A 23301-nucleotide genomic window follows, 5' to 3' on the forward strand; every position below is an offset into this window, starting at 1 on the left:
GCGTGCCCGAGCGAAAACAGCGTCGAACAGCTTTACACTTTCCAGGGTTCCCCCGCGCCACTCCCCGCGACAATCTGTCGCAAGGCTACGGATCCGAAGAGGTTTTGATGCAATGGACCCCCTTTGCTTGGATCTGCACGGTCTCACCGACGGACCGCCCCCATCCCACTACTGGCAAGGGAATCGAAGAAATGACCATCAAACAATCAGCCATCGCGTTGGGCATCCTGGCGGCAGGCGCGGCAACCGCGGCCTCGGGTGCTTCCATTTCAATTGAAGCTGCCGGGGTCTACAACACCCAGGTCAGCGGCGCTACCGAAATCGACTTTGAGAGCGGTGACTGTGGCTCCGCGACCTGCTCCGGCGACTATAACGTTGTTCAGGGAACCGTTGGCGGACAGCACGCCCAGCCCCACGATTTCCCGGAGAACAACCAGTACCTGACCGTGCCCTATGAGCAGAGCAATGGCTCGGCAGAGCTGTCACTGGGGACAACCGCCAACTACTTTGGCCTGTACTGGGGCTCCATTGACGATTACAACACCATCAGCTTCTTCCTGGATGGTTCACAGGTGGGGAGCAGTTATAGCGGTAACGACGTCCTGCCGCCATCAGGCGGTAACCAGGAATCGTTCGACGATAACCGTTATGTGAACTTCCACTTCGGCTCCGAGTTCTTCGACACGGTCAGTTTCAGCAGCACGCAGTACGCGTTCGAAAGCGACAACCACGCCTACGCTACGGTCCCCGAACCGGGCACACTGGCACTGCTCGGCGCTGGCCTGCTCGGCCTGGGCATGCGGCGCCGGCGAACCTGATGGATTCAGGCTGCCGCCACGGCCGCCCCGCAGGGGGCGGCCTTTTCTATGTTATAACCACCAGACCCCCTCTGGGTGATGGCGCTCAACCCGGATACCGGCGTTTTCCAGAAAGTCAACGAACGCCTCCAGATCCTCGGGGTTGAGAAAACGGGCAACAGGCACGCGCGTGTCGTGATAGGCCAGCATCAGCCTGGGCACCGCAAAACCATGACGGGGCATCTCCATGATCACCCGGACCCAGTGCCGCGGCAGGGTCCATTCGGAATCCTTCTGGTTGATCCCCTTTTCGAGTCTCACGGTGTCCGGCGTCAGTACCAGAACCTCCTGGCGGTAACACTGGCGCGAGGTGTAGTACAGCCCATAGGCCACCACTGCCAACTCCAGGCCGGCGAACGGAAGGATCATCCATGCCCCTGCCAGTGACCAGCCAACGGCCACCATCAGGGTGACAACGGCGATCAATCCAAAGAAGATGATGTTCCCTTTCCAGCTCAGGGAGCGGTTGGGGGTCAGGCGCAGGGCCCTGCCCTCCTCGTAATCCAGGTACTCCAGCATGATGCCACCGACTTGCCGAGGCCAGCCCGCCATTCCTCGATGCGGGGTCAGCCAATACTAGCGCCCCCGGAGGCGCCGGACATCCCCTGTTGCAATCCGGAATCGCGGGCCCGTCGTACTCAGCCAATAACTACAATGATGTCGATGCCATGATAAAGGAGTTCTGGATGCGTTTCCTTCCCGCCCTGATGCTGCCGGTTGCAGCCGCACTGCTGGCAGCCTGCGGCGACAGCCCCCACGAACCCGTTTCCATGGAATCCGTGGAGGAGGACGGTGTGCTCAGGGTGGCAACCCGTAACGGCGCCACCACCTATTACCTGAACCGCCACGAGCAGCCTGCTGGACCGGAATACGACCTGGTCAGTGAATTCGCAGAGGCACAGGGCTGGGACGTGGAGTGGACCATGCACGAATCAACCGCCGCCGTGATCGAGGCGCTGAAGGAAGGTACCGCCCACCTGGCAGCGTCCGGGCTGACCCACCGCCCCTCCCGCACGGAACGCTTTACGCAGGGTCCCGCTCACAGCGAAGTCACTGAACAGCTGGTATGCCACCGGGAGGGCCGCCCACTGCCCCGGCTGCCCGAGGACATCGCCGGCCTTGAGGTCCGCGTTACCGACAGCTCAAGCTATGTGGAGACCCTCAATGAGCTGGCGGATCAGCATGAGGGCATCACCTTCAGCACCAGCGACCAGACCACGGAGGTGTTGCTGTCACAGGTCGCCGAACAGAAGTTTGACTGCACTGTTGCGGACTCCAACATCGTCCAGCTCACCCGCAGGCACTGGCCCCACCTGGAAGTTGCCATGAACCTGACCCAGGGACAGAACCTGGGCTGGTACCTGCCTGCGGGCGCTGATGAGCTTGCCGGCACCGCGCGCGAATGGATGAACAGCCGCGCCGGCGATGAAGCCATCACCGCCATGGAAAACAAGTACTATTCCTACATCGGTGAATTCGACTTTGTGGACCTCCGGGCCCTGACCCGCCGCATCGAGGAACGGCTGCCGGAATTCAAGGACGAGTTCATCAAGGCCGAGGAGAAGACCGGCATGCCGGCGGAGCTGCTGGCTGCCCTCTCCTACCAGGAATCCCACTGGGACCCGGACGCGGTCTCGCCCACCGGAGTACGCGGTATCATGATGCTGACCCGGCGCACGGCCGGCTCGCTGGGCGTTGAAAACCGGCTGGATCCGCAGCAGGCCATCGACGGCGGTGCCCGCTACCTGGCGGACCGGCACGAGCGCCTGCCGGAGACCATCCCGGAGCCGGACCGGACCTTCCTGGCGCTGGCCAGTTACAACATCGGGCGCGGCCACCTCCTGGACGCCCGCCAGCTGGCCCGGGATCTCGACCGGAACCCGGACTCCTGGAAGGACATGAGCGAGGTACTGCCCCTGAAGGCGGACAAGCGCTATTACCCCAGCACCCGTTACGGTTATGCCCGGGGATACGAGCCCGTCCACTACGTCCAGCGGATCCGGAACTATCGGGATGTGATCAGTAAAGCATTTGAATGACCCTGATAGCCGGCGTTGTAATAGTCATGGCCGGAGCAGCCTGATAGTGTTGCCAAGGTCGCGATAACCCGGGAAACAAACGTAGGCACCCATGCCCAAACGCCTGACGGCACTGCTGCTCGCCGGCCTTGTAACCGGTTGCGCCTCCCAGCCGGAAGAGGAACCGGCTCCACCGGTGACGGTCCCCGAAACGTTCTCCGCCTCCGGTGAAGAGCCGGCGCCGGAGCGCTGGTGGCGCAGCTTTGGTGATGAACGACTGAACGAGTTGGTTCAGGATGGCCTGGATGCCAATCTGGATCTGCTCACGGCCTGGCAGCGCCTGCGTGAAGCCCGGTCCGCCGTGAACCAGCAGTCCGCCAACCTCTATCCCAACCTCGATGCCACGGCGAACGCCGAGGTCAGCAACAGCGACAGCAGTGACACCGAGGAAACCCTGACCCTGGGCCTGAGCTCCGAATACGAGGTGGACCTCTGGGGTCGTATCAATTCCCAGGTGGAAGCGGAACAGTACCGGGCCCTTGCCACCCGGGCGGACTACCGCACCACGGCCCTCACCCTGAGTGCCGAAGTAACACGGACCTGGTACCAGCTGCGGGCCCAGAGGGCACAGCTCGATCTTGCCGAATCCCAGATCGAGACCAACCGCAACGTGGTCAAGCTGCTGGAGACCCAGTTCGGCAGCGGCCAGGCCGGCAGCGCGGATGTGCTGCGCCAGCGCCAGTTGCTGGAATCCACCGAGGAACAGCGGCTGGGCACGGAATCGGAACTCCAGGTCCTCGAGAACCAGCTCGCCGTCCTGCTCGGTCGCACTCCCCGGAATACCGATCTCCCAGAAGCCCGGGGCCTGCCGGAACTGCCACCACTGCCGGAGACCGGTGTGCCGGCCGAACTGGTCCAGCGCCGCCCGGACGTGCGCCAGGCCTTCAACCAGCTCCAGGCCGCCGATGCGGACCTGGCCGCCGCCATCAGCAACCAGTTCCCACGCCTGACGCTCACGGCCTCCGCCTCAACCCAGGAGAACAGTGTTCAGGATCTCTTCGACAACTGGGCCACCGCCCTGGCCGGCAACCTGGTGGCACCACTGATCGACGCCGGCCAGCGCGATGCCCAGGTCAGCCAGGCCCGCGCGGTCCGGCGCCAGCGCCTGTACGAGTACGGCCAGACCGTGCTGACCGCCTTCCAGGAGGTGGAGGACGCGCTGGTCCAGGAGCGCAAGCAGCGCCAGGCCATTGAGCGCATCAAGCGCCAGCTGGAGCTCGCCGAGACCACCTATCAACAGCTCCGGCAACAGTATTTCAACGGGCAGGTTGGCTACATTGACGTGCTGACCGCCCTCACCGACCGCCAAGACCTGGAGCGCAGCCTGATCAGCGCCCGGCGCCAGCTGCTGGAGTTCCGGGTCGCCCTTTACCGGGCACTGGCCGGCGGTTTTGATCCCCGCAAAGACTTTGTGAGCGAAAACGGATGAACGAACCGATCGACGACAGCGCAGCACGCCCGGAGACCGGCCGCGCCGGCCGGATCAAGACCGCGTTTATCTCCCTTGCCATCCTGTTGGCGGGGGCGGTGCTGGTGTGGTTTGTCTTCCTTTCCGAACCCACAGCCACCCGTGGCCCGGATACCGCCCGGGAAACCGCCATGCTGGTGGATGTCATCACCGCCAAGAGACAGGACTACCGTCCGACCATCACCGCCATGGGGCGTGTGCGCGCCGCCCGGGAACTCACCCTCAGGCCCCGGGTGAGTGGCCAGATCATCGATCGGGCGTCCGAATTCACGCCCGGCGGGATGGTCGATGAAGGCGAGATGCTGGTAAAGATTGATCCGGCTGATTACGAAGCCACCCTACAGCAGCGCCGCAGCGAGCTGAGCCAGGCGCGCTCGGATCTGGATATTGAGCAGGGCCGCCAGAACGTGGCCGAGCAGGAATTCGAGCTGCTGGGCGAGGACCTGGAGGGCACCAACAAGGCCCTGGTTCTGCGCCAACCCCAGCTGGAACAGGCCCGCGCCTCGGTGGAATCCGCCGAAGCCGCCCTTAAACAGGCGCAACTGGACCTCGACCGCACGAGTGTCACCGCCCCCTTCAATGCCCGGGTGCTGAGCCGAGAGATCAGCGTGGGCACCCAGGTCAGCACCGGTGAAGCATTGGGACGCCTGGTGGGGGTGGAAGAATACTGGGTTGAAGCCACCATTCCCCAGAGCCACCTGCACTGGCTCCGGTTCGACGAACGCAGCGGGGAGAACGGAGCGCCGGCCACCATCCGCAACAACACCGCCTGGCCCGATGACCAGCATCGCGAAGGCCGTCTGCAACGCCTGGTAGGAGAACTGGACGAAACCTCGCGGCTCGCCCGTGTGCTGATCACGGTTGAGGACCCGCTCGCGCTCGAGTCCGAAACCAGCGACAAACCGCCGCTGCTGATCGGCTCCTTCCTGAACACGACCATCGAGGGACGGGAACTCGAGGACGTGGTTCGCCTTAACCGCAACCACATCCGCCGCGACGATACAGTCTGGGTCATGGAAGACAGCGAACTCTCCATACGGGACGTGGAGATTGCCTTCCAGGACGCTGAATACGCCTATGTGGCCAGCGGCGTTGAGGCCGGTGATTCCGTGATCACCAGCGATCTTGCCACCGTTGTGGAAGGCGCGGCCCTGCGCACCGAAGAGGACCGCGAATGAGTTCCGGCAACGAACAGGGCCCGAACAACCGCGGCTGGATGGGCCCCATCGAATGGATGGCGCGCAATTCCATCGCCGCCAACCTGCTGATGATCCTCCTTCTGGCCGGGGGTGCCTGGATGGCGTTCGAGGTCCAGAAGGAAGTCTTCCCGGAATTCGAGCCGGACATCGTCCAGGTCTCCGTCACCTACCCCGGCGCCGCCCCGGAGGAAGTGGAACAGGGCATCCTGCTGCCGGTTGAAGAGGCCGTCCAGGGGCTTGAGAACATCAAGGAGATGACCTCCACCGCCCGTGAGGGCACCGGCACCATCACTCTGGAACTGGTCAATGGCGCCAACCGGATGCAGGCGCTCCAGGACATTGAACAGGAAGTTGACCGCATCCGCACCTTCCCGGACGAGGCCGAGGAACCCCGGGTCAATCTGCAGAACCGTTCCCATGATGTACTGGAACTGGTGCTCTACGGCGACGTGGACATCTGGACCCTGCGCCAGCTGGGCGAGCAGGTCCGTGACCGGCTGCTGGCCGAGGACGACATCACCCAGGCCACGATCAGCGACGTACCGGACTACCTGACCCAGGTGGAAGTCCCCCAGGACCGGCTCCGGGAATACGACCTGACCCTGGGGGAGATCGCCCAGCGCATTGAGGCCTCCGCAAAGGACATCCCGGCAGGCTCCATCGCCACCGAGGGCGGCGATATCCTCCTGCGCATGGAGGAACGCCGCCTCTGGGCGGAGGCCTACCGGGACATCGTCATCACCAGCGATGACGCCGGCGGCACCGTCACCCTGGGCGACATTGCCTCGGTCCGGGATGGCTTCAACGAAACCGGCTTCCACTCGCGTTTCAATGGCGTGCCCTCGGTCGAGATCGAGCTGTTCCGCACCGGCACCCAGTCACCACTGACCGTTTCCGCCGCCGCCAAGGACGTCATGGCGGAGCTGGACAAGACCCTGCCGGACGGGGTCAGCCTGCGTATCGACAGCAACCGGGCCCAACACTTCGAGGACCGCATGACCATGCTCCTCGAGAACGGCATCCTGGCAATGGTGATCGTGCTGGTCATCCTCAGCCTCTTCCTCGAGTACCGCCTGGCGTTCTGGATCATGATGGGCATGACCATCTCCTTCGTCGGCGGCATGCTGTTCCTGCCCGTGATCGGCGTCAGCATCAACATGATCTCGATGTTCGGCTTCCTGGTGGTACTCGGCATCGTGGTGGACGACGCCATCGTGGTGGGCGAGAACGTCTATGAGTACCGGGAACAGGGCATGGACTTCATGACCGCCGCCATCCAGGGCGCCAAGGACATCGCCGGTCCGGTCACCTTCAGCATCCTCACCAACATCGTCGCCTTCCTGCCGTTGCTGTTCATACCCGGGGTCATGGGCAGCTTCTGGTGGCCCATGGGCGCGGTGGTGATCGTCGTCCTCGCCATCTCCCTGTTCGAGGCCCTGTTCGTGCTACCCGCCCACCTCGGGCACAGCGGCCAGGGCACGGTCACCGTCTATGGCCACTGGCTGCACGGCGTCCAGCGCGTGTTCTCCCGTGGGTTCCAGGGGGTGATCGAGCGGTTCTACCGTCCGCTTCTCGACCTCAGTCTGCGTTTCCGCTACGTCACACTCTGTATTGCCGTTGCGGTAATGTCGGTGGTGGGGGCCTACGCCATCAGCGATCACATGGGCATGATCATGATGCCCGAGGTGCCCGCCGACGAGATCGAGGCCGGGGTGGAGCTGCCCGTGGGCACGACCACGCGCCGTGCCGGCGAGATCGCCCTGCAGATCACCGAATCCACCCAGCGCCTTTTCGATGAGCATAACCTGAATGAGCACGCCGAAGGCATCAAGACCAACGTGCGCGGCGAACGCGCCATCGACGTGGAGATTGTCCTGAAACCCGAGGACGAACGCGGCATGACCGTTAAGGAGATTGTGGATCTGTGGCGCAGCGAAATCGGGGACTTCCAGGGCATCGACCAGATCACCTTCGAAGCCGAACAGGGGCCGGGCTCCTGGCGGGATGATATTGCCGTGGACCTCAGCCACTCGGACATTGATGTCCTGGCTCAGGCCAGCGAGACCTTCAAGGAACGCATGAAGGAATTCAGCGCCACTCGTGATGTCTCGGACAGCCACGCCGCCGGCAAGCCGCAACTGGATATGACGCTCAACGCCCAGGGCCGGGCACTGGGGCTCAGCCCGGCGGAGGTGGGTGACCAGGTGCGGGATGCCTTCTACGGCGCGGTGGCCCTGCGCCAGCTTCGGGGCACCAACGAGAACGAGATCCGCGTACGCCTGCCAGAGGAACAGCGCCAGGACCTGCGCTATCTACAGGAGTTCGTGATCCAGATGCCGGAAGGCGGTGAGGTGCCCCTTCTGGATGTGACGGACAGCTCCATGGGTGAGGCCTTCCGCTCCATTGACCGGCGTGACGGGCGGCGTGTCATCACCGTGGGCATGGATGTGGAACCCAAGAGTGACATTGCCCGCGTGCTGGCCTCCATTGAGTCCGAGATCCTGCCCCAGTTGCGGGCGGACTTCCCCGGCATCACCTGGAGCTTCGAGGGCAGCCAGGCGGACCTCCGTGAGTCCACCAGCACGCTCTACGGCGCCTTCATGCTCGCCATGGGCGTGATCTACGCCCTGCTGGCCGTGGCCTTCCGCAGCTACATCCAGCCCGTCATCGTGATGCTGGCCATTCCCTTTGGGGCCGTGGGCGCCATCATCGGGCACATGATTCTGGGGCTGGATATCTCGCTGGTCAGCATGATGGGCATTGTGGCCCTCTCGGGCGTGGTGGTGAACGACTCGCTGATCATGGTGGACTACGCCAACCGCCGGCGTGGCGACCATACCGCCTTCGAGGCCATCTATGAGGCCGGCGTGCGCCGCTTCCGCCCCATCATGCTGACCACCATCACCACCTTCGGCGGCCTGACGCCCATCATTCTGGAGACCTCCCTTCAGGCCACCTACCTGATCCCGATGGCGGTCTCACTGGGCTTCGGCATCATCTTCGCCACGGCCCTGATCCTCTTCCTGGTGCCCTGTTTCTACATGGTGCTGGAGGACCTGATGGGCACCATACGGCGATACACCGGAACCGCCTGAGCGCCCCGCTCAGGCCTTGAGTTCCAGGTGCAGGTTCACGGTCCTGAGCAGACGCTCCCGGTCTATCCAGCCCACAACACGATCGCCTTCCATGACCGGCAGCTGGTTCAGGTTGTGTTCGGTCATGGTGGCCAGTACCTCGGTTGCTTCCGTCTCCGGGGCAACACGCACGACTTTTTCGATGGGCGTCATGAGATCCGCGATCCGCAGTTCGGACCAGCGTTCACGGTCCGTGGCGCTGGTGTCACTGAGGCTGACCAGCCCCAGCACACGGTGCCCGTCATCCACCATGTAGGAACGCTGGCCTTCGGGCAGAACGCGGTTGTGGACCCACTCCTCAACCGTGGTTGAGGGCGCCACACGCGGCACATCCGGAGTCGCTAACGCCCCTGCCCGGATCCCGCGGAGCTGCTTCTGAAGGCTGAACTGCTGGCCATGGCCTTCCGCCATGTTGAGCAGGAACCAGGCCAGCAGCATGAGCCAGAAACCACCGAGCAGATTGCCCTCAACCAGAATGCGCCAGAGCCCCCAGGCGAACAGGCCATAGGCCACCAGTCGGCCGCCGGCCACGGCGGCACGCATGCCCTTGCCGGCATCACCTGTGAATTTCCACACCAGCGCCCGCAGGACACGGCCGCCGTCCAGCGGGAAACCGGGAACGAGGTTGAACACCGCCACCATAAAGTTGATCACGGCAAGCCAACCAAGTCCCACGGCCCAGGATTCGGACACGGCCAGCCCTGAAAGAATCCCGAACGCCAGCGCCAGCACAAAACTCACGGCCGGACCGGCGATCGCGATCCAGAACTCATCCTCGGCGTTCTCGCTGTCCTTATCCAGCTGGGCAACGCCGCCGAATATGAACAGTGTGATCGCCCTGACCGGTACCCCCCGCCGGATGGCCACCAGGCTGTGGCCCAATTCATGAGCAACGATGGAGGCAAAGAACGCAAGCGAGGTGAACAGAGCCGTGACCACGGCCTGGCTGAACGACCAGGCCGCGAACTGATCCCTCAGCCCCGTGGTCATGGTAAAGAGCAGAAGCGCGAAGATGACGAGCCAGCTCGCGTGAAGCTCAATACGGATGCCCCGGATGTGGCCCAGGGACATTACGGAGCGGAACATGCCCCGTGGCTCTGACTCCGGTCGAGTCATACAACACCTCCATTCAAAGATCAGCAACCATTATGCTGACTCAAAGGCCTTACGAATACGATCAGGTGTCAGCAGCACTGCAGGCGCCACAGTTTCCCTTCCCGCAACCGAACCGTTGCCCCTGGGGCCAAAGTCATTCCGCAGAACCTGCAGAAGCGGGGTTGAACCGTGCCGCAGCAGTTACCGTACACTGCCCTATATTTCCACTAAAGGCTGCATCATGAGCAAACGCGAACTTCACGACGGCATTGTCGGCCTGATCATCACGTTGACCGTAGGCCTTGGCCACTACGGCGACCCACTCTGGCTCATGGTCCCGGCGCTGCTGGGCCTGACACTCCTGCAGAGCGCATTCACCGGGTTCTGCCCGCTCTACTACACCCTGGACAGGGTCTTTCCCAAAGGCTGACACAACGCAGCGCTAATTCCGGTGATCAGCCACTGAACATCAATGCAACACCCAGAATATAGAGCACCATGATCGCCAGGCTTTCCGCGCCGATGCGGCCCAGCCCGTAGCGCTCCCGGCGGATCAGCCCCATGATCAGGATGGCGGCCATCAGCAGGGTCAGCGTGACCCAGCGCTCCGTGTCAGCGTCCATGGTGTGGTAGATGGAGCCATCCCGGTAGGCAATGTCCGAGGCGGCCATGAACAGCGTATCGAAGGCGTTGCCCCCGATAATGCCGCCCACAGCCAGCGTCAACGCCCCGCGCCTGACCGCGGCCACTGAGGTGACGAGTTCTGGGATGGAAGTGCTGATCGCGGTAAGCAGCACACCGACCACCGTCTGGCTCAGCCCGGCCTCGGTACTGATGGTCGTAGCCGCTGGCTCCAGTACCAGGCCAGCCGCGCCCAGTGTTGCCATCAACACCACGAACTCCGTCCAGAGGCGGGCAAGCGGTGGTATCCGGTTCAGGGCCTCGGGCTTGTCCTCACGGGTATCCCGGGTGATGGACGGCCGCCACATGGGCGACTCCCAGGCGCCCTGGATCAGCCGGGTGCCGTAGAGGTAGAAACCGATCAGGATCGGGGTCACCGGGTGGACCTGCCAGAGCGAGACATCCGGCAGGGTGGGTGCCAGCAGGATCAGGGCCAGCAGCGCGATCAGCAGCCCGTTCTGCATCATGTTCGGGGCGGAGGCGGCCGCGTGTTCCAGGTTGGCGCGGCGATAGACCATATCCGCAATGGCCAGGAAGAAGGTCTGGACCGCGATGCCACCCAGGGCGTTGCTCACCGCCAGTTCCGGGTGCCCCCGATAGGCGGCTGTCACCGAGAGTACCGAGCCGGCCAGTGAGGTGGCGGCGCCCAGCAACACCGCACCGGCGGTCGCCTCGCCCAAGCCGGTGCGGTCGGCCAGCTGGTCCACCACCCGCGTAATGCGCGTGCCCGCAATGGCAATCACCAGGGCACAGAGACTGAAGACAATAATGCTCTGAAGCAGCGTCCAGCTTTCAGGGCTGAGGATCGACACCGGCATTCTCCAGTTCCGGTAGCGCGTGCGCTTCCAGCAGGCGGTCCAGTTTCTGAGTGAACCCAGGACTTGAGGGGGGCGTCGGGTCGGCGGTTACAACGACGGTCAGATCCAGCCCGGGAACCACGTACAGCATCTGCCCACCATAGCCGCGACCGTAGTGGGCCTGAAAGCCGTTGAGGGTGGTGGTGAACCAACCGTAACCGTAGCGGTCGTCGGTATACCGTGATCGGCCCCGTTCTTTCCAGGAACGCTCGATCCAGTTGGCCGACAGCACCCGCTCGCCCTCATGCAGGCCGCCATTGCGGTAGAGCTCACCGATCTGCAGTAACGCCAACGGGGAGAGCCGCATGTCATTACCGCCGAAATGGATGCCCTGGGGGTCGGTGGGCCAATCCGGAATGCGGATGTTGAGGGGGTTGCCAAGCCAGCGGCGGGTGAGTGTCAGCAGGCTGTCCCCGGTAGCCCGAACCAGCGCTGCAGCCAGGATGTGATAGCTGCCGGTGGAATACAGCATGGGCCCACCGGGCTCCGCCACGAACTCCCGGCTGAGGGCGTAGTCCACCCAGTTGTCGCTGCTCACCCAGGCGCCGTAATACTGCCCCGAGGTCCGCTGGAGACCGGCCTGCATGGAGAGCAGATTGCCGACCGTCACCTCGCTGAGCCTGGAGCTGGCGCCTTCAGGGGCGGGCAGAAGGTCCGTGATGGGCTGATCGGTGCCCTCAAAGACGCCCCGATCAATGGCGATGCCCACCACGGCGGAGTGCACGGTCTTGCTCAGGGACTTGATGTTCACGGGCTGGTCGAGGGCCGGACCCCGGAAGGTGCGCCCGTCGACCACTTCCCCTTGCCTGGCGATCACCAGGCTGCGGATACGGTCCAGCCCGGATGCTGCCCGGGTGAGCTCCGTGAGGCCGAGTTGGTCAATCGGTGCCTGTGGCGTCTGTGCCGGCGCGATACCAACCAGCAGGAACACCAATAACCCTGTCCAGACAACCTGTTTTCGATACACCATACCGCGCCCGGGCCTACTGAACCTACTCAACCCTATCAGCATCAACAACTAGGCGGACTCACACCGGTTCCGGCCATTCTCCTTGGCGGCATACAGCGCAAGATCCGCACGTCTAGCCACCATGCTCGGCATCTCCTCGCCGTTGAATACGGCAATACCGAGGCTGGTGGTAATCGACAGTGGCCCGGCACTGGTGTGGAAAGGCGTGTCCGCCACGGCCAGTCGCAGCTTCTCCGCCACCGGCTCGGCCTCATGCTGCCCGCCGTCACGCAGAAGCACCATGAACTCCTCACCGCCCCAGCGTCCCAGTTCATCCTCGGTGCGCAGAGCGCCCTGCAGCCGCCGCGCCAGCTCGGTGAGTACCTCATCCCCAACATCATGGCCATGGGTGTCGTTAACATGCTTAAAATGATCCAGATCCGCCATGATCAGTGCGTAGGAGGCGCCCTGCCTCAGGCAGCGCGCATGCTCCGCTTCGAGCCTGGCATCAAAGGCGCGCCGGTTGGCCAGACCGGTGAGCACATCCGTACTGGCGCTCTGTTCGAGTTGCTGACGCGCCATAAAAGCCTCAAGCCGAACCCGATACAGAACCTCCGAGATCACCAGACCAATCACCATCATGATCAGTGGGTGCACAAGAAGAAGAAACACCCCGATCAGCGGCACTGATGCCTGAATCACGACGACTGACATGAGCACGAGCGGAACGCCATAGACCAGAATGAGATCCCGCGCGCCTGCTGTTGCCAGTACCGCAACCAGTGCGATAACAACGACCAAACCCTTGCTCAGGAAGTCATGGGGTCCTCCCGGTTCCGTCATATGCTCGGCGACCATGCCGCTCATCATGATCATGCCCGATAGCGCATACAGGACCAGCATGCCCCGTGGCCATACCCCATCCGGAACGCGCCAGCGCAGAATCAGGATGCCAATGGCCGTTACCACGGGCAGCATCCGCCAGCCAAGATGGCTCCACCAGTGACCCAGCAAACCCAGCTGCGGCCACAGCTCCACTACCTGAAAGAAAGGAAAGATGATCAAACCCATCAGGGCGGAAACAACCGCGAAGCGCCGCGCCAGCACCCGCTGATACTCATGGAACGCCTCCTGCCACTCGACAGGCAGCTCCCCATAGCGGTAACGCACTGTACGACCACTGATTGCCAGATAGGAAAGCATTGACCTGACTGACCTCCCGGTTTCCGATCCCTGGGGCCAGCATGCGCCGCGCCCCACTGAAGCGTCTCTCTGAATGATTACCCCGGCATCGAGACAGATTAGCCTGATTGTCCCGTTAATGCCTCTGCGCCTTATACCTGCCCCTGAACGGCGTCTCAAATCAGAACTGACAATGAGTTCGGTCACAGCGGTCTATGCAGCTGGGTCTGCGGGCGCCCGGGATTTCAAACACAACGATGGTCCGCCTGTTATAGTCTGTTCACAGACTGACAAGCCGGAGCCAGACATGTCGCAGAGTATGAATCTGAACGAGCGGGTTGAGCATATCCGTGAGCAGACCCCGCTGGACGCCGCCGAGGAACTGGTTCGGCTGCCGGCGGACGATATCCAGTTCATCCTCTCGGGTCTGCCTCCAGAACAGGCTGTAACCATAGCCTCGCATATGGGCGAAGCGGCCGCGCCGGGCGAGGCGGCCACCCGCGCCGTTCTCTCCGGCATGGAGGAGACCGTTGGAGAGCTGATGACACCGCCGACGGCAACGCTGCCGGCTGACTACACCGTCGCCGAGGCGCTGACCTTCATGGTGAAAAGCTCCGACGTCGCCGGGATCAGCTACATGTTCGTGACCGAGGCGGACCGCCTTGTGGGTGTTGTGGGCATGCGCGACCTGATCCTCTCCAAACCCTCCGAGACCCTGGCCAGCATCATGGTCGGCGACCCCTTCGCCTTCCGACAGGACACACCACTCGATGAGGCGATCGACGAAGTGCAGCAGCGCCACTACCGCATTTACCCTGTGGTGGACGAGCAGCAGCGCGTGGTGGGCGAGGTGCGTGGCTGGAAGCTGTATGAGCGCCTCGCCTCGGAACTCAGCGCCCAGGCCGGCTCTCAGTATGGTGTGGCGAAGGAAGAGCAGATCAATACACCGGTGCTCGCCGCCTTCCGCATGCGCCACCCCTGGCTGCAGGTGAACCTGATCACCGCCTTTGCCGCAGCTTTCGTGGTCGGGATGTTTGAGAGCACCATCGCACAGATCGTCGCTCTGGCCGCCTTCCTGCCCGTGCTCGCGGGCCAGAGCGGCAACACCGGCTGCCAGGCGCTGGCGATAACCCTGCGCGGCATCACCCTCGGCAAGATACAGGACTACCCCATCAGCCGATTGTTGCGTAAGGAGATCCTCCTGGGCGCGCTCAACGGTGCCGCCGTGGGCTTGATCGCCGGCGTTGCCATGTTTGCCTATGCGGTTTCCACCGATTCCGCCAACCCGGCCATGCTCGGTTTCGTCATCTTCATCGCCATGATCGGCGCCTGTATGGGCAGCGGTATCTTCGGCGTTGCCGTGCCATTGCTGCTGCAGCGCTTCGGCGCGGATCCCGCCACCGCCAGCAGCATTTTCCTGACCACCTTCACCGACATCATCGGCATGGGCCTGATGCTGTTCCTGGCTTCCACGCTGGTGCTGTAACCGGCCCAAGCACAGTCACCGCCGCTCTGGGTGGTTCACCTGAATGGTGTTACGCGCCCGGACCGGGGGCATCAATTTGGGGAGGGTGTTGCTCATTCAGGGATTCCGCAGCGATACGTTACTCGTAATGGCTCCAGAGCCTGAGAACTTTCACCACGCCCTCGTCCTCGAGCACCTGGTAGACAAGACGATGCTGAATATTGATGCGGCGCGAATAGGCCCCTGAAAGATCATCGATGAGTTTCTCAAACGGAGGGGGCTTGCGGTAGGGATCTTCCGCTATCAGCGCGAACAGTTCCTGGGCTTTTGGTTTAAGGCCGCTGGAGGCCAACTTCTTTGCGTCTTTCTGGGCTTGCCTGGTGTAAACCAACTTCCATGTCACCAATCCAGCTCCTCATCGCATTCATCCACGGGGGCTTCCATCCCCTCACGAATAGACTCCCGCATACCGGGTACGGAGAGCAGATAGAGTGTTTCCTGAATGGCCGACCAGTCTTCCTCGGATACCAGAACGGCACTGTTCCGCTTACCCGTAATAATGATGGGTTGGTGGGACTCGGCTGTTTCATCAATCAACCGGTAAAGGTTGCTGCGCGCCTCAGTTGCTGTGATTCCGGTCATGACGCACCCCTTGCGCATTCATCTTTTAAACCAGTGTACGCCCAGTGGTACGTACGTCAAGACGAACGTTATGAATGGCGCGCGCTTTTGCGGCGTGCTCTCCAGCCTCACTCCCCAGGCTGTAGAGTCCCCCTACCCCGGAAACCGTTCATACTGCGGCCAGGCATCCGACAGCTCGTACCAGGAGGCTTTTTCTGAAACAAACCCCTGGTACTGGTGTGACGGCTTCAGCGCCGCATCCAGAGTGCCTACCCGCAGACGCTTGGTCTCCGGCGCATCATCGCGGGCACTGTACAGTGGCGAACCGCAGGCACTGCAGAACACCCTGACTTTCTGGGGCGTAGCCCTGAATTCCTTCAGGAACTCCTCGCCCTTCAGGATCTCGAAGTATTGACTCTCGATCGGAGCCACGGCGACGAAGGCTGAGCCCGAGGACTTCTGGCACTCCGTGCAGTGGCAACGGGACACCTCATCAATGGTCCCGGAGTACCGGTACTGAACATTGCCGCAAAGGCAGCTTCCATAATGCATAAATGCCTCCCTGGTTGGCACAAATAACACCTTCTGGGGCGTCACGGGTCACGCTGTGCTTAGAACAAAACGCGCAGCAACACGCCGGCAAAGCCGTGAACGGACCTGGACAAACTGATCACGAGGCGATGACGCTGAATACAGCACTGGCTCTCGCGATCCGCTTTGAGCCGACATGGAAATAGCAGTTCGCGAACGCCATGCTGCCGCCGACTTTCTGGACGTCCGTATGGACCTCAACCCAATCGCCCTTCTCCGCCTTACCCACATAATCCATGGTCTGGCTTGCCGTCACAATCGGCGTCGGCGGTTCCGTCGAGAATGCAGCGCTGTAGCCCATCGCAATGTCTGCCAACGTGCCCAGTACGCCCCCATGAGCGATGCCGCGGGCATTGCAGTGTTTTTCCTCAACCCTGAGGCCAATGATCAGACCGGAGGGATCCTTTTTCTGATAAATCGGGCCAAGCAGATCCGTGAACGGGCTTGTACGTGAAAGAGGCTCAAATCCCTGAGGTTCGTTACTCATGCTGGACTCCTTTCTGATCCATAACGTCCTTAAATGCCATAGGCGTCCAGGTGCCTTTAGCCCATAGACGCCATGGAGAGAACTCGCCACTGCCTAAAACTACCATCCCAGTGCGAGCAGACTCCATGCCGAGTGGTCAGTCATCCTCTGGTGCCGGCACATGGAGGCGATCGTTGCGCACCAGAAAGCGACCATTGATGGTCAGCGCCATCGGCTCGGCGGCCCGCTGGCGCTTTCTTTCCTGTTTACGAGCCAATGCTAGACTGAGAATAATCATCCCTGTAGCACTCGGGCTTTTCCGCCCATCAACGCCAAAAAGCCCGAGGGCGTGGAGAATAATCATTATGAGCAACACCTTCTCCAAACAGCAGGAATTGTTCGAAGGGCTCAAAGCCCTGTCTGACAGTTCTTTTCCAAAGGAATGCGCCACTTGCGGCCGCGTTTACCGGTCACCGCAGGATTTTGTGCAACAGTCAGATGACATTGCTGGCCGATCCGGTCTCAAGCTCGGTTACGACGATGACGAACGCCCCATGGTTGAACTGTTTCGCAACTGTGTATGTGGTTCAACCCTGATGGACTTTTTCTCAGACCGGCGAGATACATCCCGGTCGGGACTGAAACGACGCCAGGTATTCGGTAAATTGCTGGCCCACCTGGAAAGCCGTGGAATGGACAATAAAACTGCCAGGGCCCAATTGCTGAAACTCATGCAGGGAGACGCCAGCGAAAAGATCGAGAGTCTAGGCATTCAGCTCAAAGCACGCACTTATAAAGGTAGCAACAGTGACTAAAACGACCCTTTGTAACGGTGTACTCAGCAGCTTTTATGCGCTTATTGACCTGCTCCCCTCTAGCTAAACACCTCGACCGAAAAGTGCGCGAGCTGGAACATGAAGTCGTTGGTTTTTAGACTACTGGTAGGCTTTCTTGAGACCCTATACATGGTGGTTGGGGGCGTAGCGACGCTTTTCGTGTTTATGGCCCTCAACAGCGGCGCTTTGGGACTCCCTGCTTCTCCCTGGCTTGGAGGGCTGGGAGCCCTGATTACGATGGCTTTTTCCATGATGCCGGGCTATTTCATTTTACGTCGTCAGAGTTCTCCCTAACCCGGGGAACGCCCCCTGAAACGGCAAACGTTAGCGAGTCCGGTGTAGGCCACACTTCATCGCTGGAATAGATTTGAGTAGCTTGTTAACCATTTAGATTGTTGTCCACAGAATGATAGCTCCTAAAGGCAATGAAACAGCGGCTAACCGAACCGGCCACACTATAAAGCTTTTCCTATAAACTGGCGTTACATTAGGGGTAGGAACCTCTCTCCAAAGCCCACATAGATAAAAGTTGAGCGCAATCTCAAAAACAAGAAATACAGACGCCACCCAAACTCCAATAAGATTAAAAATATGCACGTTTCCAATTAACCACAAGCATACCTCAACATCATGCCCGCTAAAATCCGTACTGTATTTTGCGTTTAAGAGACCGCCAGTTATGAAGGCGAATACCGATAGCATTGCAAATCGCAGTGCACTATAGTGGCGAATTGCAGCATAAGTATTTGTAAAGTCTCTCACTATTTCCCTCCGGACGGTTAACGATTAGCGTAACCGGGCGGCTTTGGAGCGCCGGCGAACAAGTCGTCCGCGTTGACGCTTTTGTTAGCCGTCATACGCTGGTTTGGCCACTAAGGTAAGAACAGCAAATTCATCGGTCTCAGAAACTGCAATAGGAAACGACTTGATAACTTCCGAGAGCCTCGATTTTGAGGCGAAGGCTTCCTGCCAAAGTTCTTGTATTCTCTCCAATGGTAGAGCAGCGCAAAGGGACTTATGACACAGCACAATCTGCGAAATCATCTGAGTGGCACCATCAATGCCATTCCCAAAGCGATTCCATTCGTCTAATCGCCCACGATCCATGGAGTGTGGCATAGGATTTAACCAGAGTTCCTTTGTTTTTTTGGGATCAATAGCCCAGAGCGCAGCTAGGTCATGCCCGAGACCCTTCGCGTTGTTTTCTGCTGTACCTTGACTACGGCCGATATCTTTAAGCTCGCACCAAACCACTCTCCTTGGGGATTCAGGATTGGGCTCCGCAAACAATAAATCAATCCATTTGGTGTTAGTTTTAGACCCGGAACGGGGCAAATTGGTATGATACGGATGCTCAAAATCACCTATATGTTGCCAGGCTCCCGCTTTTCCAGATTGCGCAGCGCGAAAGAGTTCAACTTGGAACCAATACTCCACCATGCGCCACCTAGCAATTTCATCAATCCTACCGGCTCGCAAAATAGTGGCTGTCCAATCGGCAAGTGCTTGTGAATCAGCGAACGGGTCCATGGTTTCCCTTTGACGGCTAACGCTAAGCTGAGGTGCGCGAGCTTTGCGAGCGTCGCTTCGAGCGCCAGGTTATGCAATTACTGGGAGGCTACTGGCCGCATCTCGTAAATTCGCCCATACCGCGCGGCTGCATCGAGATCGCCTTCGCGAAGGGCATCACGCACATCATCCAGCTTGTATGCGTCATCGACGCTGAGGTAGGGAGACCACTGGGTATTGTCCTCAATCAGCGCTACTTCTACCTCAGCAACATACTTGCCCTCGTGCACATACTTTGTCTTAACGCGCTGTGCCATGGCTACTTCCTCCTCATGAACTCTTCATCCCACCGAGCCGGATCCGGCCTATATGCGGTAACCAAAACGGCAGGTTTATCATATCCTTTGGGGATTCCCCATACGACATGGATCGGAGCACCGCCTCTATCCTTCTGTAACAGTAGCACGCTTGGCCCCTTCGGATAGTTCGGATAATCCTCTACTACTATTGCCTCGAATACCCCAGTGACCGCCTCACGAGCCGTGACCCCATCATCTGCCAGCTCATCGTATCCGTGCTCCGATACCCGAACCTCCCCCCCTTCAACCAGTACCTGCAACCGCTCCAGCAAATCACTCACGCTGAATTCTCCGAACCACTCTCAGTTTCATTTCTGCATAACGCCGCGCACACCAGTGCGAGCTTGCGAGCGTCCGACAGGCGAGGGCTGTGTAATGCTTCGCTTGGTTATGAGTCTTTGGTAGATTCATGCTGCCTCCTTTCAATCACGCTCCAGCCGTAATACCTGTGGGCTGTGATCAAGAACATTATGGTCGTGAAGCCGATAAAACGAGGCCAAAGCATCTTTATCAATAGTGACCGGCAAATCATCGTGGCGCAGCTCATAGTCTGTGAAGGAATCACCAGAGTGATACACCCTGAAGAAATAATTCCCTTCCGAGTCCTTGCACAGAACCCCTGATACTCCTGAGGCGGACTCTTCCTCGGCTCGATCTTTTGCGTACCTATAAGTACCTGTCATCCTTCTAAACCTTTGTACTCATAACGCTGAAATAAGCGGCGGCCCGACAGGGGCGTCCGGTGGAGGCCGCAGGCCGGAACGTACTTAATTGACTGGTTATGTGGTTTGCCCCCGTTTGACCTGATCTCAGGCCAACCGCAACGGAAGCAAACCATGTAAGAATCAGTTTTTGCAGCCGTTTTTGCCGCACGTGATTCTTTCATGCGATGAAACCCAGTGGCTGGGGTTGTCACGGGTATCGAAACCGCAACCAGTTTTACCGCCTTTGTTACCGCTGTGAACCTCACCTGTTGGTGTGTGCTTGACAGCCATCTTGAACCCTCCTCAAGGGTGCGAGTATTCCAGGATTACCCTGACCGATTGGTGTACGATTTCTGTACACTAAGTCAGCGTACACTCTGGCTGAAAACTGTTCAAGCATACAGCCTGTATAAATACACATAACGCCAGCAGCAGGGGCGCGACGACAGGGGCGTCCCTTGCCTGCATTTGTTAAAAGTTTGCTCGGGCGTAAACCTATTCCTCACTGCGGCCACCCACACATCTGTTGGCTTCATAGTTAAACCTTCCGCCCTGGTCTAGGCACCGGTCAATTTCTACCTGACGGGCCACCCAAGGTCCGGATACTAAGGCCAGAGCACCGGCCGCGACCAACATCACCAAAAGTAGCCAAAGCTTGGCTTTCCGATTTTGGTGATTGGGCTGCTCAGGCATATCTTCCATACCTTCTGGATACTTTTAACGACTTGCTCAGCGGCGCGCTTTAGCGCGTCCGGTGGAGGCCCGCCAGGGCCGGAACGTACTGGAGCTACTTGTTAACTGGCACAGGAAAGCGCTGGAGTATTACTCCAAGGAAGAGACCTATAACCAAGCCCACCACATTCCACGGATAAACATCCGAAAAGAAGTAATCGCCAAGCACACTACCAACGATGAAACCTATAAGAGCTACTTGGAATTTTTGAAAACAAGCCCACCATCTACGCTTTCTTCGTTGCTTCTTGGCAAGCCGCTCACGCTCAGGCTCCAGAATAACTTCCGAGGCTTCGTCTGCTTCGTCCCGAGTAAGCAACTACCCCTCCATGTCCTTATCTTGCCTGTTAACAGATAATATCTAGAACGCAGCGATATCAATATCCCTGAATTCGGTATAGCGCCAATAATGCAGAACGCAAAATCCCATCATTTTCAAATTGTTGCGAAAGCACACCCGCTTCGTGCCGCAATATCCTGAATTCTCAATATCACTCACCACCCTATCAGGGTCTGCTCCGGCATGCTCTGCAGATTACCGCTTATCAACCTCATTCTGCGACCCCGCTCACGGTCTTTCCATCACCCGCACCACCTTCCCCCACACCCCCGAACCAAGTACCCTTTCCCCGTCCAATCCCACTGAATGGAGTCGCCTCTTCATGCCCGATCACAGCGCCGCCCCGGAAACGGATTTCGAGCAGGCCGCGCACCGTACCCTGCGGGATGTCTTTGGTTACGAGCAATTCCGGGGTCGCCAGCTGGAGATCATCCAGTCGCTGGTTGAGGGGCGTAATGCGCTGGTGCTGATGCCCACCGGCGGCGGCAAGTCGCTGTGTTACCAGATTCCGGCGCTGCTGCGGCCGGGGCTGGCGGTGGTGGTGTCGCCGTTGATTGCGCTGATGCGGGACCAGGTGGAGGCGTTGCAGCACAACGGGGTGCGGGCGGCCTGCCTGAATTCCAGCCTGGACCCGGTCATGCAGCGGGATATTGAGCAGTCCGCGCTGGAAGGCGAGCTGGATCTGCTGTACGTGGCACCGGAGCGGCTGCTCACCGAGAGCATGCTGGGGCTGCTGGAACGGGCGCAGATCGGCCTTTTCGCCATCGACGAGGCGCACTGCGTCTCCCAGTGGGGGCATGACTTCCGGCCGGAGTACATGAAGCTGGATGTTCTGCGCCAGCGTTTCCCGCAGGTGCCGCGCATCGCCCTCACCGCCACGGCGGACCAGCGCACGCGCGAGGAGATCGGACGTCAGTTGCTGCCGGATGGCGGCGAGACTTACATCGCCAGCTTCGACCGGCCCAACATCCATTACCGGGTCGGCCTCAAGGGCAACGCCCGCCAGCAGCTTCTGGCCTTCATCCAGGAGCGCCATGCGGGGCATTCCGGCATTGTCTACTGCATGAGCCGCAAGCGCACCGAGTCCACCGCCGAGTACCTGAGCAGCCAGGGGGTGCCGGCGGTGGCCTATCACGCGGGGCTGGACAATGAGACCCGCCAGCACCACCAGGAGCGCTTCCTGCACGAGGATGGGCTCGTGGTGGTGGCAACCGTGGCTTTCGGCATGGGCATCGACAAGCCGGACGTACGCTTTGTGGCGCACCTGGACCTGCCCAAGAGCATCGAGGCGTACTATCAGGAGACGGGCCGCGCCGGGCGTGACGGGGAGCCCGCCGAGGCCTGGATGGTCTACGGCCTGCAGGACGTCTACCAGGTGCGCCAGATGCTGGCGGAGTCCAGCGCCGGTGAGCTCCAGCAGAAGGCGGAGCGCGAACGGCTGGAGGCCCTGCTCTCCTTCTGCGAGGCCACGGGCTGCCGCCGGCAGGTGCTGCTGCAATACTTTGGCGAGCCCCACGAGGGCCACTGCGGGAACTGCGACAACTGCCTGCAGCCCCCGAAGACCTGGGACGCCACCGACCCGGCCCGTAAGGCGCTTTCCTGCGTCTACCGCACCGGCCAGCGCTTCGGGGCGGCCCATGTCACGTACGTGCTCATGGGCAAGACCAACGACCGCCTCAGCCGTCTGGGCCACGACCAGCTCAGCACCTTCGGCATCGGCACGGATCTCTCCAAGCAGGCCTGGCACTCGATCCTCCGCCAGCTCCTGGCCCACGGCCACCTGCAGAGCGACCCCGAGGGCCACGGCGGCCTCCAGCTCGCCCCACGCTGCCGGGAACTACTGCGCGGCGAGGCGTCACTGGAACTGCGCGAAGACATCCTGCCCTCATCCAGCAAACGCAAAGCCGCCGGCTCGGGCCGCAAGGCGCCGCCGGATGTACCGGACGGCCCGCAGTGGGAACGCCTGCGCCAGTTCCGCAAGGAGCTTGCGGACGCAGAGGGCGTGCCGCCCTACATCATCTTCCACGACGCCACCCTCAAGGAGATGCTCCACGCCAAACCGAAGACGCTGGATGACATGGCCACGGTGCCGGGCATCGGGCAGGCGAAGCTGGAGCGTTACGGGGAGCAGTTCCTGATGTTGCTGAGCGAACTGGAAAACGGCTCCTAAGAAGGAGC

23 protein-coding genes are annotated in these 23301 nt (G+C 60.6%); 9 read left to right on the forward strand and 14 right to left on the reverse strand.

Translation table 11 applies throughout. The features are described 5' to 3' along the window. Positions 1-191: 191 nt before the first annotated feature. On the forward strand, positions 192-818 hold the full coding sequence (locus tag CK501_RS08225; RefSeq protein WP_158223077.1) for an Npun_F0296 family exosortase-dependent surface protein: 627 nt from the start codon (positions 192-194) through the stop codon (positions 816-818). Positions 819-869: 51 nt separating this feature from the next. Here CK501_RS08225 and CK501_RS08230 read toward each other — a convergent pair whose 3' ends face one another. Next, the gene (locus CK501_RS08230; RefSeq protein ID WP_095617267.1) at positions 870-1409 is read right to left on the reverse strand and encodes a DUF2244 domain-containing protein; all 540 of its coding nucleotides are present in this window, start codon (positions 1407-1409) and stop codon (positions 870-872) included. Positions 1410-1543: 134 nt separating this feature from the next. Here CK501_RS08230 and mltF point away from each other — a divergent pair, with 134 nt between their 5' ends. The 4 genes from mltF (at position 1544) to CK501_RS08250 (ending at position 8697) form a co-directional block, all read left to right on the forward strand. After that, complete coding sequence (gene mltF / locus CK501_RS08235; protein WP_095617268.1) at positions 1544-2896, forward strand: membrane-bound lytic murein transglycosylase MltF; 1353 nt, start codon at positions 1544-1546, stop codon at positions 2894-2896. Positions 2897-2987: 91 nt separating this feature from the next. Then, positions 2988-4364 (forward strand): efflux transporter outer membrane subunit, encoded by a 1377-nt coding sequence (locus CK501_RS08240; RefSeq protein ID WP_095617269.1) that lies wholly within the window; start codon positions 2988-2990, stop codon positions 4362-4364. Further along, a complete protein-coding gene (locus CK501_RS08245) occupies positions 4361-5581 on the forward strand; it encodes an efflux RND transporter periplasmic adaptor subunit (protein WP_095617270.1) in 1221 nt (406 codons plus the stop codon). The genes CK501_RS08240 and CK501_RS08245 overlap by 4 nt, the downstream gene beginning before the upstream one ends. Further along, the gene (locus tag CK501_RS08250; RefSeq protein WP_095617271.1) at positions 5578-8697 is read left to right on the forward strand and encodes an efflux RND transporter permease subunit; all 3120 of its coding nucleotides are present in this window, start codon (positions 5578-5580) and stop codon (positions 8695-8697) included. The genes CK501_RS08245 and CK501_RS08250 overlap by 4 nt, the downstream gene beginning before the upstream one ends. A gap of 9 nt (positions 8698-8706) precedes the next feature. Here CK501_RS08250 and CK501_RS08255 read toward each other — a convergent pair whose 3' ends face one another. Then, a complete protein-coding gene (locus tag CK501_RS08255; protein WP_233128873.1) occupies positions 8707-9852 on the reverse strand; it encodes a site-2 protease family protein in 1146 nt (381 codons plus the stop codon). A 220-nt stretch (positions 9853-10072) separates the two neighbouring features. On the opposite strand from CK501_RS08255, the gene CK501_RS08260 reads away from it, so the two are divergent. After that, positions 10073-10261 (forward strand): YgaP family membrane protein, encoded by a 189-nt coding sequence (locus tag CK501_RS08260; protein WP_077531071.1) that lies wholly within the window; start codon positions 10073-10075, stop codon positions 10259-10261. Between the two features lie 25 nt (positions 10262-10286). Here the strand turns inward: CK501_RS08260 and CK501_RS08265 are convergent, their stop codons facing one another. From CK501_RS08265 to CK501_RS08275, 3 genes are read right to left on the reverse strand one after another with little or no spacing between them, the layout of a single operon-like run. Next, the gene (locus CK501_RS08265; protein WP_095617273.1) at positions 10287-11330 is read right to left on the reverse strand and encodes a sodium:calcium antiporter; all 1044 of its coding nucleotides are present in this window, start codon (positions 11328-11330) and stop codon (positions 10287-10289) included. Then, on the reverse strand, positions 11305-12339 hold the full coding sequence (locus CK501_RS08270; RefSeq protein ID WP_095617274.1) for a serine hydrolase domain-containing protein: 1035 nt from the start codon (positions 12337-12339) through the stop codon (positions 11305-11307). Before CK501_RS08270 ends, CK501_RS08265 begins: the two co-directional genes overlap by 26 nt. 48 nt (positions 12340-12387) lie before the next feature. Further along, a complete protein-coding gene (locus tag CK501_RS08275; protein ID WP_095617275.1) occupies positions 12388-13521 on the reverse strand; it encodes a GGDEF domain-containing protein in 1134 nt (377 codons plus the stop codon). 286 nt (positions 13522-13807) lie between these two features. On the opposite strand from CK501_RS08275, the gene CK501_RS08280 reads away from it, so the two are divergent. Beyond that, positions 13808-14986, forward strand: a complete 1179-nt coding sequence (locus CK501_RS08280; RefSeq protein WP_095617276.1) for a magnesium transporter — start codon at positions 13808-13810, stop codon at positions 14984-14986. Between the two features lie 118 nt (positions 14987-15104). On the opposite strand, the gene CK501_RS08285 is transcribed toward CK501_RS08280, so the two are convergent. From CK501_RS08285 to CK501_RS08305, 5 genes are all read right to left on the reverse strand, one after another. Then, complete coding sequence (locus tag CK501_RS08285; RefSeq protein WP_095617277.1) at positions 15105-15368, reverse strand: Txe/YoeB family addiction module toxin; 264 nt, start codon at positions 15366-15368, stop codon at positions 15105-15107. After that, a complete protein-coding gene (locus CK501_RS08290; RefSeq protein ID WP_095617278.1) occupies positions 15365-15607 on the reverse strand; it encodes a type II toxin-antitoxin system Phd/YefM family antitoxin in 243 nt (80 codons plus the stop codon). Before CK501_RS08290 ends, CK501_RS08285 begins: the two co-directional genes overlap by 4 nt. Positions 15608-15739: 132 nt before the next feature. Then, positions 15740-16138 (reverse strand): GFA family protein, encoded by a 399-nt coding sequence (locus CK501_RS08295; RefSeq protein WP_095617279.1) that lies wholly within the window; start codon positions 16136-16138, stop codon positions 15740-15742. Between the two features lie 118 nt (positions 16139-16256). Further along, positions 16257-16664, reverse strand: coding sequence for a PaaI family thioesterase (locus CK501_RS08300; protein ID WP_095617280.1), 408 nt, complete (start codon positions 16662-16664; stop codon positions 16257-16259). Positions 16665-16800: 136 nt separating this feature from the next. Beyond that, complete coding sequence (locus CK501_RS08305) at positions 16801-17007, reverse strand: hypothetical protein (RefSeq protein WP_095617281.1); 207 nt, start codon at positions 17005-17007, stop codon at positions 16801-16803. A gap of 1 nt (position 17008) precedes the next feature. Here CK501_RS08305 and CK501_RS08310 point away from each other — a divergent pair, with 1 nt between their 5' ends. Then, a complete protein-coding gene (locus tag CK501_RS08310; RefSeq protein ID WP_198949441.1) occupies positions 17009-17458 on the forward strand; it encodes an oxidoreductase in 450 nt (149 codons plus the stop codon). 867 nt (positions 17459-18325) lie between these two features. On the opposite strand, the gene CK501_RS16715 is transcribed toward CK501_RS08310, so the two are convergent. The 4 genes from CK501_RS16715 to CK501_RS16720 form a co-directional block, all read right to left on the reverse strand. Continuing rightward, positions 18326-19009, reverse strand: a complete 684-nt coding sequence (locus CK501_RS16715; RefSeq protein ID WP_143421409.1) for a hypothetical protein — start codon at positions 19007-19009, stop codon at positions 18326-18328. Positions 19010-19086: 77 nt separating this feature from the next. After that, on the reverse strand, positions 19087-19305 hold the full coding sequence (locus tag CK501_RS08325; protein WP_095617284.1) for a hypothetical protein: 219 nt from the start codon (positions 19303-19305) through the stop codon (positions 19087-19089). A gap of 2 nt (positions 19306-19307) precedes the next feature. Then, positions 19308-19628: a DUF4258 domain-containing protein gene (locus CK501_RS08330; RefSeq protein WP_095617285.1), complete on the reverse strand. Its 321-nt coding sequence runs from the start codon at positions 19626-19628 to the stop codon at positions 19308-19310. 1210 nt (positions 19629-20838) lie between these two features. Further along, positions 20839-21102 (reverse strand): hypothetical protein, encoded by a 264-nt coding sequence (locus CK501_RS16720; RefSeq protein ID WP_143421410.1) that lies wholly within the window; start codon positions 21100-21102, stop codon positions 20839-20841. 343 nt (positions 21103-21445) lie between these two features. Between CK501_RS16720 and recQ the strand changes: the two genes are divergently transcribed. Beyond that, positions 21446-23293 carry a DNA helicase RecQ gene (gene recQ / locus CK501_RS08340; RefSeq protein WP_095617287.1) on the forward strand — a complete coding sequence of 616 codons (1848 nt, stop codon included), beginning with the start codon at positions 21446-21448 and terminating at the stop codon, positions 23291-23293. Positions 23294-23301 lie beyond the last annotated feature (8 nt).

Origin of the sequence: Halovibrio salipaludis, from assembly GCF_002286965.1 — a bacterium.
GTDB classification, from domain to species: Bacteria; Pseudomonadota; Gammaproteobacteria; order Pseudomonadales; family Oleiphilaceae; genus Halospina; species Halospina salipaludis.

Excerpts from the sequence above, each read along its gene's own strand:
- CK501_RS08225 (WP_158223077.1), top strand. The coding sequence starts at position 192 with ATGACCATCAAACAATCAGCCATCGCGTTGGGCATCCTGGCGGCAGGC.
- CK501_RS08230 (WP_095617267.1), bottom strand. The coding sequence starts at position 1,409 with ATGGCGGGCTGGCCTCGGCAAGTCGGTGGCATCATGCTGGAGTACCTG.
- mltF (WP_095617268.1), top strand. The coding sequence starts at position 1,544 with ATGCGTTTCCTTCCCGCCCTGATGCTGCCGGTTGCAGCCGCACTGCTG.
- CK501_RS08240 (WP_095617269.1), top strand. The coding sequence starts at position 2,988 with ATGCCCAAACGCCTGACGGCACTGCTGCTCGCCGGCCTTGTAACCGGT.
- CK501_RS08245 (WP_095617270.1), top strand. The coding sequence starts at position 4,361 with ATGAACGAACCGATCGACGACAGCGCAGCACGCCCGGAGACCGGCCGC.
- CK501_RS08250 (WP_095617271.1), top strand. The coding sequence starts at position 5,578 with ATGAGTTCCGGCAACGAACAGGGCCCGAACAACCGCGGCTGGATGGGC.
- CK501_RS08255 (WP_233128873.1), bottom strand. The coding sequence starts at position 9,852 with ATGACTCGACCGGAGTCAGAGCCACGGGGCATGTTCCGCTCCGTAATG.
- CK501_RS08260 (WP_077531071.1), top strand. The coding sequence starts at position 10,073 with ATGAGCAAACGCGAACTTCACGACGGCATTGTCGGCCTGATCATCACG.
- CK501_RS08265 (WP_095617273.1), bottom strand. The coding sequence starts at position 11,330 with ATGCCGGTGTCGATCCTCAGCCCTGAAAGCTGGACGCTGCTTCAGAGC.
- CK501_RS08270 (WP_095617274.1), bottom strand. The coding sequence starts at position 12,339 with ATGGTGTATCGAAAACAGGTTGTCTGGACAGGGTTATTGGTGTTCCTG.
- CK501_RS08275 (WP_095617275.1), bottom strand. The coding sequence starts at position 13,521 with ATGCTTTCCTATCTGGCAATCAGTGGTCGTACAGTGCGTTACCGCTAT.
- CK501_RS08280 (WP_095617276.1), top strand. The coding sequence starts at position 13,808 with ATGTCGCAGAGTATGAATCTGAACGAGCGGGTTGAGCATATCCGTGAG.
- CK501_RS08290 (WP_095617278.1), bottom strand. The coding sequence starts at position 15,607 with ATGACCGGAATCACAGCAACTGAGGCGCGCAGCAACCTTTACCGGTTG.
- CK501_RS08295 (WP_095617279.1), bottom strand. The coding sequence starts at position 16,138 with ATGCATTATGGAAGCTGCCTTTGCGGCAATGTTCAGTACCGGTACTCC.
- CK501_RS08300 (WP_095617280.1), bottom strand. The coding sequence starts at position 16,664 with ATGAGTAACGAACCTCAGGGATTTGAGCCTCTTTCACGTACAAGCCCG.
- CK501_RS08305 (WP_095617281.1), bottom strand. The coding sequence starts at position 17,007 with ATGATTATTCTCCACGCCCTCGGGCTTTTTGGCGTTGATGGGCGGAAA.
- CK501_RS08310 (WP_198949441.1), top strand. The coding sequence starts at position 17,009 with ATGAGCAACACCTTCTCCAAACAGCAGGAATTGTTCGAAGGGCTCAAA.
- CK501_RS16715 (WP_143421409.1), bottom strand. The coding sequence starts at position 19,009 with ATGGACCCGTTCGCTGATTCACAAGCACTTGCCGATTGGACAGCCACT.
- CK501_RS08325 (WP_095617284.1), bottom strand. The coding sequence starts at position 19,305 with ATGGCACAGCGCGTTAAGACAAAGTATGTGCACGAGGGCAAGTATGTT.
- recQ (WP_095617287.1), top strand. The coding sequence starts at position 21,446 with ATGCCCGATCACAGCGCCGCCCCGGAAACGGATTTCGAGCAGGCCGCG.